This is a genomic window from Bradyrhizobium sp. (assembly GCF_004799405.1).
Lineage (GTDB): Bacteria > Pseudomonadota > Alphaproteobacteria > Rhizobiales > Xanthobacteraceae > Bradyrhizobium.
Genome location: NZ_SSMW01000098.1, coordinates 1 through 11,802, shown reverse-complemented (window position 1 = coordinate 11,802; position 11,802 = coordinate 1). Strand labels below are relative to the sequence as shown.

Sequence of the window (11,802 nt, the reverse complement as noted above, 5' to 3'; positions counted from 1 at the left end):
CCATCATGATCGACCGCCGTATTCTGCTCGCTTCCATCGCCAGCCTGATCGGGCTTGCCGCCTTCCGGTGGCTGCGCGCTTCCCCGGCACAGGCCGCGGAGAAATTCGAGATCGAAAAGACCGACGCCGAGTGGCGTGCGCAGTTGACGCCGCAGCAATATGAAATCCTGCGCAAGGAAGGCACCGAGCGCCCGGGATCGAGCCCGCTGCTCAAAGAGCACCGCAAAGGCATCTTCGCCTGCGCCGGTTGCGACCTGCCGCTGTTCTCCTCGGAAACGAAATTCGAAAGCGGCACCGGCTGGCCGAGTTTTTACCAGCCGCTCGATAACGCCGTCGGCAAGACCGAAGACCGCACCTTCGGGATGCTGCGGACCGAAATCCACTGCCGCCGCTGCGGCGGTCATCTCGGTCATGTCTTCGACGATGGGCCGAAGCCGACCGGCCTGCGCTACTGCATGGACGGCTTCGCGCTGGTGTTTCATCCGGCCGCGCCGTCGGCGAGCTGAGCGCTCGCGCCCGGCAATAGTTGCCCGCCCGGCAATTCTGCCCCGGTCTCTGGACCGGGGCATTTTCATTTAAGTCATTGGCTTGGCTATATTTTCGTCTTTGGCACAACGCTTGCGAAGTCTCCCTTGATGACTGCCTTGCCGGGCTATGCCCGCCGGCGGTCCGGACCGAATGTGGAGACAATGTCATGGGTATCTTCGACGCGCTGAATACCGCGGTTGGCGGCTTGCAGGCTCAATCTTTCTCCCTGCAGAATATTTCCGGCAATATCGCGAACGCCTCGACGGTGGGCTACAAGGGCATCGACACCAGCTTCGTGGATCTCATTCCAGACGCTACCTCGCCCGACCGGCAAGTCGCCGGCGGCGTGACCGCCTACGCGCAGGCGACGATCTCCACACAAGGCACTGTCTCGGCATCGACCGTCGCCACCAACATGGCGATCAACGGCGACGGGTTCTTCTCGGTGGAGAAGGCCACCGGCTCGGTGGATAACCAGCCGGTCTTCAGCGGTACCACCGATTACACCCGCCGCGGTGATTTCCAGCTCACTGCCAATGGCAATCTGGTCAACGGCGCCGGTTACTACCTGATGGGCGTCGCGGTCGATCCGAAGACCGGAAACCCGATCGGCAACGTCCCGCAGGTTCTCCAGTTTCAGAATAATTTCGTCCCGGCGCAGGCGACCAGCGCGATTCAATATGCCGCCAACCTTCCGACCGTACCCGCCACGACGGCAAGCGCCACGGCGATCGCCGGCACGATCACCGCGGATGGCGGCTTGAACCCCGCCGATTTCAGCCAGAATCCCCTGGTGCTGGGTACGCCCGCGACGCCTTTCGGCGACGCGACGACGACGGGCGCCGCGGCGCTGAACCAGGCGGCAACGCCGGGTCCGATCACGGCCGCAACCGCGCTGTCCGGAACGGCCCCAAGCAATTCGCTGACCACAAGCTTCAGCAATGGCGACACCATCGTGGTCGACGGCCAGACCATCACCTTTAGCACGAGCTCTCCCACCAGCACCTCGGCCAGCGGCGGCGTCATCAATATCGGCACCGGCACGGTGCAGGACATTCTGACCGCGATCGGCCAGATCACCGGTGTGCCGCCGACCATCAATGCTTCTACCGGCGCGATCACGCTGCACTCGGGTACGGCGCAGGATCTATCGGTCTCCAGCTCCGCTCCGGCCTTCGCGGCACTCGGCTTCCCGACCACCATGACGGCCGCGCGAACCGGCGGCGGCACCGCCGGCACCGGCTTCGTTGTCGGCAACGATGTCGCGACCTTTGATGCCGAGTCCATCAGCGGTGGCGCGGTCACGGCCTACAACGCGGCCGGAACGCCGGTTAACCTGCAACTGCGATGGGCCAAAACCGACAGCGCCTCGCTGGGTACACCGCACCAAGACACCTGGAATCTGTTTTATCAGGCCGATCCCGGCGCCACAGGGACGCAGGTTGCCTGGGTCAATGCCGGGACGAACTTCACGTTCAATGCCAATGGATCCCTGTCGAGTCCAACAGGCTCCGCAATATCGATCGCCAACCTGACGGTCAGCGGTCAATCCCTTGGAACCGTCATGCTCAATGTCGGCTCCGGCGCTCTGACGCAATACGCCAGCACCGGCGGCACCGCGACCGTCAACAACATATCGCAGAACGGTTATGCCGCCGGCCAGCTTCAGTCAGTCGCCATCAACAACAACGGCCTTGTGGTCGGAACGTTCTCCAACGGGCAGAACCTCGATCTGGCCTCCGTCACGCTGTCGCACTTCAACGGCACCAACTACCTGCAAGCGCTCAGTGGCGGCGCCTATGCCGTGACCGAACAGTCCGGTCCGGCGATCGCCGGCGCCTCCGGCACCATCAGCGGTTCGTCGCTGGAAGGATCGAACACCGACATCGCCGATGAATTCACCAAGCTGATCGTGACCCAGCAGGCCTATTCGGCGAATACCAAGGTGATCACCACGGCCAACAGCATGGTTCAGGATTTGCTGAACGTGCTGCGCTGATCGGCGCCGCTAACAGCCGGTGTGACGCAATTCAAGGCGGACAACAAATATGGGTTTGAGTTCAACCCTCGCCACTGCGATGTCCGGCCTGCGCGCCAACCAGGCCGCGCTGTCGATCGTCTCGTCGAATATCGCGAACGCGCAGACGCCGGGCTACGTCGATCAAAGCGTCAATCAGATCGAAGTAGCAAGCGGCGGCATCGGCTCCGGTGTCCAGGTCATCGGCGTCAACCGCCAGCTCGATCTTTACGTCCAGAACCAGCTGCGCACCGAAACTTCCGGCAGCGCCTATGCCGACCAGATCTCGAATATCCTGGGCCAGTTGCAAAACGTCTACGGGACGCCTGGAGGCGACGGCACCCTCGAAACATCGTTCAACAATTTCACAACGGCGCTGCAGGCGCTGTCGACAAGTTCGGGCAGCCAGTCGGCGCAGACATCTGCGCTGTCGGCGGCGCAATCGCTGGCGCAGCAACTGAATACGACGACGCAGGGCATCCAGTCGCTGCGCTCGAACGTCGAACAGGACATCGGCAATTCCGTGAATCAGGCCAACACGGATTTGAGCCAGATTGCGCAGATCAACACCCAGTTGCAGGGGCTGAATCCGAGCGATCCGGCGGCCGCGACGCTGATGGACCGGCGCGATACCGCGATCACTCAACTATCGCAATTGATGGATATCCGGGCCGTCACCGACGCCTCCAACCAGACCAGCGTCTTTACCAATTCCGGCGTTCAACTGGTCGGCGCCGGCCAGGCCTCGCAGATGACGTTCACCTCGCCGGGAACGTTGGGCGCGACCTCGCTGTACAACGGCGATCCGGCCAAATCGGGGGTTGGATCGCTCACCATTCAGCTCCCGAACGGCTCCACCTATGACATGGTGGCAAACAACGCCATCAGTTCGGGACAGATCGCGGCCGACCTCAAATTGCGCGACCAGACCTTGGCGCAGGCGCAGACCCAGGTCGACCAGATGGCCGCTACGCTGTCCAGTTCGCTTTCCGATCAAACCACGGCCGGTACCGCAGTTACCGGACCGCCGGCGGGCTTCAGCCTCGACGTGTCGAACGTATTGCCGGGCAATACGGTCAACCTGACGTATACCAACAGCCTAACCAATACCAAGCAACAGGTCACCATCGTCAATGTGACCGATCCCTCGGCGCTGCCGTTGCCGAACGCGCCGAACGCCAATCCGCAGGTGATCGGGATCAATTTCTCCGCCGGGATGGCGTCGGTGGTCTCGCAATTGAACGCGGCGCTCGGCACCAGCAACCTGCAGTTCTCCAACCCGTCCGGTTCGACGCTGCAGGTGGTCGGAAACAGTGCTGCGACCGTCAACGCAGCTTCCACTACCACCACGGCATCGTCATTGACCGGCGGCAGCGCGCAACTGCCGTTGTTCACCGACGGCAATTCGCTCTACACCGGCGCGATTACCGGCAGCGGCTCGCAGATGACAGGCCTTGCGGGCCGCATCACGGTCAATTCGGCGCTGCTCGCCAATCCGTCGAACCTGTCCGTGTACAGCACGTCGCCGCCAACGGCGGCCGGCGATACCACGCGTCCGGATTTTCTCTATTCGCAGCTGACATCGGGGACGTTCACCTATTCGCCGCAAACCGGGCTCGGTTCGAGTACCTCGCCGTTCACCGGCACCATCACCGGCTTCATGCAGCAGTTCCTCGGCCAGCAGAGCAACGCGGCCGCTTCGGCGACGCAGTTGCAGCAGGGCCAGGACGTCGTCGTCAACACGTTGCAGCAGAAATTCAACTCCACGTCCGGCGTCAATATCGACACCGAAATGGCCAACCTGATCGCACTGCAGAATTCCTACGCCGCCAACGCACATGTGATGTCGGTCGTTCAGAGCATGATGACGACCTTGCTGCAGGCCCAATTGTAAGGCGACCCAGATGGCAATCAACAGCATCAATTATGGCGCCTCCATTCTCAGCCAGTCGGTGGTCAATCTCAAGAACCAGCTGACGACGCTGCAGTCGCAACTGACCACCGGCGAGAAGTCGACGACCTATGCCGGGATGGGCGTCAACGAGGGTTTCGCGATCGCCGCGCGGGCGCAACTGGCGAATATTTCCGCCTTCACCGACACGATGACCAATGTCACCACGACCATCAATGCAGCCAACACCGCGCTGCAGTCGCTGTCGGAGATCGGCGGCCAGGTGCAGAGCGCAGCGTCCACGTCGCCGCAGAGTTTGGACAGCACCGGCCAAACCATCGCGCAGGAGAATGCACAGGCCGAACTGTCTTCGATGGTGGGGATCCTCAATACCCAGGCCGGCGACCGCTACATATTTTCCGGCAGCGCGGTCAATACGCCGTCGGTGGCTTCCGCCGACGACATTCTCAACGGCACCGGCACCCAGGCTGGCTTGAAGCAGGTGATCGCCGAGCGGCTGCAGGCCGATCTCGGCAGCAGCGGCTTGGGACGCCTGGTGATATCGTCGCCGACGCCGACCTCGGTTTCGGTCGGCGAAGATGTCGCCGGCTCGCCGTTCGGCCTGAAACTGAATTCGATGTCGTCCTCGTTGACCGGTGCGACCGTGACCGGCCCTGCCGGCTCGCCGGCGACGGTTTCGATCAGTCTCGGCGCCGCCAATCCCAATCCGGGCGATCAGGTGAGCTTCACGTTCAATCTTCCGGATGGCACCACCCAGTCCATTCAATTGACAGCTTCGAGCGCAAATCCGCCGCCGAGCGGCAGCTTCACGATCGGCGCCACCCCGACGGCGACTGCCGCCAATCTCAACGCCGCCCTGACTTCATCCATCAGCACATTGGCCAACACGTCGCTGGTGGCGGCATCGGCGATTGCGGCCGGCAACGACTTTTTCGGTTCGGTCGGAACCGCTGCGGGGAGCGTGGTCAACAACCAGGCCGCGCCCCCTGCGCCGATCACCGGCGCCACACTGCTGTCCGGGGCGGCGAACGCGGATTCGCTGGCCTCGAGCTTTGCGCCTGGCGACACCATCACCGTCAACGGTACGCCGATCACCTTTGTCGCCTCGGGCGCCACCGGCAACGAGCTCAACGTCACCGATAGCGTGCAAACGCTGTTGACCAAAATCGACGCGATTACGGGAACCTCGACGCCGTCGACCATCAGCGGCGGCGTGATCACGCTGAACAACGACAACGGCGCAAACCTGACGGTGACCAGTTCAAACCCGGCCGCGTTCGCTGCCCTCGGCTTCGGCACCACCGTGACGGCCGCCACGCCACCGCTGCGGGTCGGCGGCTCGCCGCTGGGGTCCGCGACATCGCTGGTCAGCGGTACCGCGAACACCGTCGCCTGGTACACCGGCAATTCCGGACCGGGCTCCGCTCGTGCATCGTCGTCCGCCCGGATCGATTCGTCGCAGACGGTTCAATATGGCGCGCAGGCCAACGAACAGGCGATCCGCACGCAACTGCAGAATATCGCGGTGTTCGCCGCGGTCACGACGTCGCCGACGGGGACCAATTCGGCCGCGCAGATCGCCGCCCTCAGCCAGCGCGTCTCGACGAACCTGACGCCGCAAGCAGGCCAACAGAGCATTCAGGATATCCAATCGCAGTTTGCCGTCGCGCAAACCATGATGCAGGCCGCCACCGCCCGGCAAACCCAGACTCAATCGACGCTGCAGAACATGATCGACAGCACCGAAACCGTGTCACCGGACCAGGTGGCCAGCGAAATCCTGGCGCTTCAGACCAGCCTGCAGGCCTCCTACCAGACCACCTCGATGCTCTCGCAACTGACCTTGACCAAATATCTTCCGATCGGTTGACGAAGGTTTAGCGTGAAGCTCGACGTGGCGGTCAACTGCCGGCGACCGCAGCCAATATATCGACGGGCTCGAACAGCGGCATGAACCTCGCGGCGACATGATCTCGCTCTGCTCGCATGCCCTGCGAACGGCGGATGCAATCGGAAAATGCTAACCTGAACGCATCGGCTGATTCGAAAAGCGATCTGGCAGCTCCGGGGTGAAAATCAAGAGAACATCTGGGCGGGTGCCGAACCTGTCGCGCATGCAGCGGCACGCCTATGGCGCTTTTCAGCAGGGCGATCTCGACCGCACCGAAAAATTGTGCGCCGGGATTCTGAGACACCGGCCCGAAGACTTCGATGCGCTGCATCTGCTTGGAATGCTCAACTTCCAGCGTCGTCGCATGGTGGAGGCACTGCGTTTTCTCTCGCAGGCACTCAAGATCAATTCCAGCTCCGCGGATGCGATGTCCAATCTTGGGCTGGCGCTTCATGCGACGGGACGCCATGACGAGGCGATCTCAAGCTATCGCAACGCGCTGCGCCTCGCGCCGGATCATCCAGAAATCCTCTACAATCTCGGCAACGCCTGTCTTGAAGCCGGCCGCATTGATGAAGCGCTTTCGAGTTATGACGGCGTGCTGGCGGTGGAGCCGCGCCATGTCGGTGCCCTCGTCAACCGAGGCAATACGCTGCTGCGATTCAACCGGCCCGTCGAGGCGATTGCGAGCTACGACAAGGCTCTTGCGGCGATGCCGGATCATCCGCAGATCCTGACCAATCGCGGTCATGCGCTGCGCCGGCTGGACCGGCCAGCCGAAGCGCTAGCGGATTTCGAGGCCGCACTCGCCACCGCGCCGGAATTTCCCGAAGCCCATTTTGAAGCGGCGATGACGCGGCTGACGCTGGGCGATTTCGACGCGGGCTGGAAGGCCTATGAATGGCGGTGGAAGACCGGCGCATTTGCCCGGCACCGCCCGCAGCCTCGATCGCCGTTATGGCTGGGAGAACGCCCGGTCGCCGGCAAAACCATTTTGCTTCACGCCGAGCAGGGATTCGGCGACACCATCCAGTTCATCCGCTATGCGCCGTTGCTGGTCGAACAAGGAGCCAAGGTCATCAGCGAAGTTCAACCGGAGTTGCAGCCGCTGCTGTCCCAGCTCGAAGGCGTCACTGTGGTTGCCTCCGGCGATCCGCTACCGGCATTCGATCTGCACTGTCCCTTGCTCAGTCTTCCTCTCGCATTCGGGACACGACCCGAGACGATCCCGACGGCTATTCCCTATCTCGCAGCGCCGGCACAGCGGCTCGCCCGTTGGCGGGATCGCTTGCCGCCCGGCCGCCCGCGCGCCGGGTTTGTCTGGTCCGGCGAGCCGTCACACAAGAACGACAGCAACCGGTCGATCGCGCTGGCGCGCCTCGCACCGTTGTTCGAAGATCCACCGGTCCAGTGTTTCAGCCTGCAGCGCGACTTGCGAGTTGCGGACAGTGATGTCCTGGCGGGCCTGCCCAACCTGATCGATCTCGGCAGCGGTTTTTATGATTTTGCCGACACCGCTGCCGTCATCGCGTTGCTCGACGTCGTCATCTCGGTCGATACCGCGGTTGCGCACCTGGCCGGCGCGATGGGCAAGCCGGCCGTGATCCTGCTTCCCTATGCGGCGGATTTTCGCTGGATGAGGCGGCGCGACGACACTCCCTGGTATCCGACTGCGAAGCTGTTCCGGCAGCCGGCGTTCGGCGACTGGGACAGTGTTATCGTTCGGGTTGGCGAACAACTCCGGCAATTGAACCGGGACGCGCCGGCGTTAGGATTTCATTAACTACGTCTATTTACTGTTTGGTGAGGATTGCAGCGACCACCGCCGCTTCGGAGCCACTCATGACCGACCAGATCCACCTTGTGGTGGCCACGCCCTGCTTCGGCGGACAGGTCTCCAGCATCTATGCCAATTCGGTGTTCCAGTTGCAGGGCGCCGTACGCGCCAAATCCAACATCGACCTCAAGGTCCATTTGCGGGACGGCGACGCCCTGATCACGCGCGCGCGCGCCAACCTGATGACGCTGTTTCTCGATGATCCCGCCGCGACACATTTTCTGTTTGTCGATGCGGATATCGGCTTCACGCCCGAGCAGGTGTTCCGGCTGATCGAATCCGGAGCGGACGTGGTGGCCGGCGTGTATCCCATCAAGCGCGTCAACTGGACCAAGGCAAAGCGGGTCATCGAGAGCAGGCGGCCGAACTTGCCGTCGGCCGCGCTCGACTACGTACTGGAGATCGACGATCCCGATCATGTCGCCGTCGTCAACGGCTTTACGCGCGTGCGCTACGCCGGGACGGGTTTCCTGATGATCCGGCGTCACGTGTTCGAGAAGATGTGCGCGCATCCGGCCTACGCTCCGCTGCAATTCTTTCGCGAGCATTCGCTCGATGCGCTTGCGGGAAGTCCCAACCGGTTTGCGCTGTTCGAATGCATGATCGATCCCGGCAGCGGAACCTATCTCAGCGAAGATTTCGCTTTCTGCAAACGCTGGACCGACATCGGCGGTGAAATCTGGGCCGACCTCAAGAGCCGTCTCGATCATGTCGGCCCTACGGTCTATCACGGCGATATCTCCTCGCAATTTGCCGCAGCCGAGCTTGCGACCAATGCTGCGTGAGATCGAACAGACCGGCGTGGCCCAACCCCTTTGCGCTGAACGCATTGGCCTCGCCAGGCTCGCGAAGATGTCGTTTACCGGAATGGATCTTCGCCCGCTGTGGCAAGCTTTGATCGCCAAGGTCATCGACGGCAGCGCCGAAGCCGGCGAAGGACTCGATCTATCGCTGGTCGCGCAATTGCTGGGTGACAAGGGTGCGGGTCTCGCCATCCAGAAGGAGATACTTGCATCGCATCAGTTGTTCCGCTCGCCGTGTCTGGTGGAGAAGCCGCGGCTGCGCGTCCTGGCGCTCGCGGCTGCGACCGACATGGGCAGCAACACGCCGATCGAGTTCCTGCTGGAGGAATCTGGCATCGAACTGATGACGCTATATGTCATTCCGGACGTCGAATTACCCGACCCGCTGCCCGATCATGATGTTGCGATTGTGATTGCGTCCGACTCGGAAGAATGTCGCGACGCGCTGCGCAAGATCGATCACGCCGCGTCGAGCTGGCCGCGGCCGCTTCTCAATCTGCCGCATCGGGTTTGCAATCTCGATCGCGACAAGCTCCATCGCCTGCTCGACGGGATCGAGGGTCTCGATATTCCGGCAACGACGAGTGTCGCACGCGATCGACTTTTACAGCTAGCGCATTCGTCCCTCGCACTTGCCGGCCTCGCCGCTGACCTTGCATTTCCCATCATTGCCAGGCCACGTGGATCGCATGCCGGAGCAGGTCTTGCGAAGATCGATAGCCCCCATGCGCTGGAAATTTATCTTCGCGAGCGTCCGGAGCAGGAATTCTTCGTCTCGCGCTTCGTCGACTACTCGGATGGCGACGGTTTGTTCCGCAAGTACCGGATTGTGTTCGTCGATGGCCGGGCTTATGCGTGCCATATGGCGATCGCCGATCGCTGGGACATCTGGTATCTCAACGCGGGAATGTCCGGCAGCGCCAGCAAGCGTCTCGAAGAAGAGACCTTCATGCGCACATTCGACATTGGCTTTGCGCGTCGTCACAAGGCGGCACTGGCCGGCATGGTCGACCGGATCGGTCTGGAATATTTCACGATCGACTGCGCGGAAAACGAAGACGGCGATCTCTTGATATTCGAGGCCGACAATACCGCCGTCGTTCACAACATGGATCCGCCCGGCATCTTTCCCTACAAGCCGCCCCAGATGCGCAAGATCTTCGATGCATTCGCCGCGATGCTGTGCCGCCGCGCCCGGCACAGCCGGGAACAGGCGGCGTGACGGTTGCGTTGCTCGGGATATGGCGATCCCGTCAGGCGGAACGGCGTGCTTCCGGGGCGGCTCCGGGTTTGCCCCGGGCTGCATTGTGATCCAGAAGCTTCTTCTCATAGGCGACGAGCTTCCTGGCTTCTTTCAGCGCCTGGTATAGATCGCCGCTCAAAATATTGTTGTTGATGCCCTCGATGATCGGCCACGCGCTCGGCGCGGCGGTAACGATATCGCGCACGAGGTTGAAGTAGGTTCCGTGATTGACCTGAGGGTCCGGCGAAATGTACATCAGTTGCACCGCGAGATAGACCAGTTTGGCTGGGGTGTCGGCGGTAGCCGGCGTCAGGATGTCCTTTTCGCGCAGGATTGGAATATTGTCGCCGTCGATCAACAGCCGGGCTCGCTGGTCGGAATTGGTGATCACGCAGGCGCCGATAATGATCCGTTCATTCGGCTTCAGTTCGACTTTTAAGGCCATGCCTGTTCTCCGTTGCGGCTTCTTACGCGAGCGTCATTACAGCGAGTTCGAGTAGGCCTCGGCTTTGGTCGCGCCGGGTGGGCGCTGATGCTTTTGGGCCGATGTTGCCGCAATCCTTTCCCATTACAGTTAACGATTGGTAAACGTAAAAATCGGTATTTTTACTATCGTTGCGCGAAATCTGTAGTTGTATCAACGACATTTTCCAAACCGCGCGCCGCCAAAAACCGCGGATATGCGCGCCGCCGCCGTGACTCTGCAACCGGCAGGCCGCCGCCGATTCATGTTTTTTTAGAAACTTGGTTCCAACGTGAGCCGTCGCCCGATCAAAAAAGATTGGGACTACGCTCGCACTCTAATTTCATACCAGAAAGGTCTGAAAATGTCCGGTATTGTTCTATCCGCATCGGTTCGCCAGAACCTGCTTTCCCTGCAGTCCACGTCGGCCCTCCTCGCGACCACCCAAAACGATCTCGCGACCGGCAACAAGGTGAACTCGGCGCTCGATAACCCGACCGATTATTTCACTGCCGCGGCGCTTAACAACCGCGCTGACAGCATCAGCAACCTGCTGGACGGCATTTCGAATGGCACCCAGGTGCTTCAGGCCGCCAACACCGGCATCACCTCGCTGCAGTCGCTCGTTGCGACCGCCAAGTCGATCGCCAACCAGGTTCTGCAGACGACGGTCGGATATTCGACCAAGTCGAGTTCGAGCTCAACGGCTGCGGTCGCCGGTACCTCGGCCAATCTGGTCGACGGCACCAACATCAAATCTGGCGACGTTCTGGCAGTTGCCGCTTCCACCGGCATCCCGGCATTCAGCATCACGCTCGGAGCGAGCGAGTCCCTTGCTCAGTTGAACACGTCTCTGGCGTCCAGCAACTTGCAGGCCAGCCTTGACAGCAGCAACAAGCTCGTCATCACCACGACGAATGATGCGGCGTCTTCCACCGTTGGCACTGTCACCCTTACCGGCACAGGGAACGCGACGTTCGTGGCTTCCGCCGCGCCCGTTGCGGACGCTGCGTCCCAGGCCATTCGCTCCAACCTGGTCAGTCAGTATAATAACATCATCGCACAGATCACGACGACCGCTCAGGACTCTTCATTCAACGGCATCAAC

The 11,802-nt window shown here is 61.7% G+C and carries 8 protein-coding genes and 1 pseudogene; 8 read left to right on the top strand and 1 reads right to left on the bottom strand.

Translation table 11 applies throughout. The features are described from left to right. Positions 1–5: 5 nt before the first annotated feature. The 7 genes from msrB to E7813_RS15650 all read left to right on the top strand — a co-directional run bounded on the left by msrB (position 6) and on the right by E7813_RS15650 (position 10,210). Entirely contained in the window at positions 6–506 is a 501-nt protein-coding gene (msrB, locus tag E7813_RS15680) for a peptide-methionine (R)-S-oxide reductase MsrB (protein WP_291575375.1), read from the top strand. Between the two features lie 188 nt (positions 507–694). Beyond that, a complete protein-coding gene (locus E7813_RS15675; protein ID WP_291575373.1) occupies positions 695–2,527 on the top strand; it encodes a flagellar hook-basal body complex protein in 1,833 nt (610 codons plus the stop codon). A gap of 49 nt (positions 2,528–2,576) precedes the next feature. Continuing rightward, positions 2,577–4,439, top strand: a complete 1,863-nt coding sequence (flgK, locus tag E7813_RS15670; protein WP_291575372.1) for a flagellar hook-associated protein FlgK — start codon at positions 2,577–2,579, stop codon at positions 4,437–4,439. A 10-nt stretch (positions 4,440–4,449) separates the two neighbouring features. Beyond that, positions 4,450–6,327 carry a flagellar protein gene (locus E7813_RS15665; protein ID WP_291575370.1) on the top strand — a complete coding sequence of 626 codons (1,878 nt, stop codon included), beginning with the start codon at positions 4,450–4,452 and terminating at the stop codon, positions 6,325–6,327. Positions 6,328–6,526: 199 nt separating this feature from the next. Then, positions 6,527–8,131 carry a tetratricopeptide repeat-containing glycosyltransferase family protein gene (locus tag E7813_RS15660; protein ID WP_291575368.1) on the top strand — a complete coding sequence of 535 codons (1,605 nt, stop codon included), beginning with the start codon at positions 6,527–6,529 and terminating at the stop codon, positions 8,129–8,131. Between the two features lie 59 nt (positions 8,132–8,190). Next, positions 8,191–8,970 (top strand): hypothetical protein, encoded by a 780-nt coding sequence (locus tag E7813_RS15655; RefSeq protein WP_291575365.1) that lies wholly within the window; start codon positions 8,191–8,193, stop codon positions 8,968–8,970. Then, positions 8,960–10,210 carry a hypothetical protein gene (locus E7813_RS15650; protein ID WP_291575363.1) on the top strand — a complete coding sequence of 417 codons (1,251 nt, stop codon included), beginning with the start codon at positions 8,960–8,962 and terminating at the stop codon, positions 10,208–10,210. Before E7813_RS15655 ends, E7813_RS15650 begins: the two co-directional genes overlap by 11 nt. A 31-nt stretch (positions 10,211–10,241) precedes the next feature. Here the strand turns inward: E7813_RS15650 and flbT are convergent, their stop codons facing one another. Then, positions 10,242–10,676, bottom strand: coding sequence for a flagellar biosynthesis repressor FlbT (flbT, locus tag E7813_RS15645; RefSeq protein ID WP_291575361.1), 435 nt, complete (start codon positions 10,674–10,676; stop codon positions 10,242–10,244). 382 nt (positions 10,677–11,058) lie between these two features. Here flbT and E7813_RS15640 point away from each other — a divergent pair. After that, positions 11,059–11,802, top strand: a pseudogene (locus E7813_RS15640) (hypothetical protein); the annotation flags it as partial.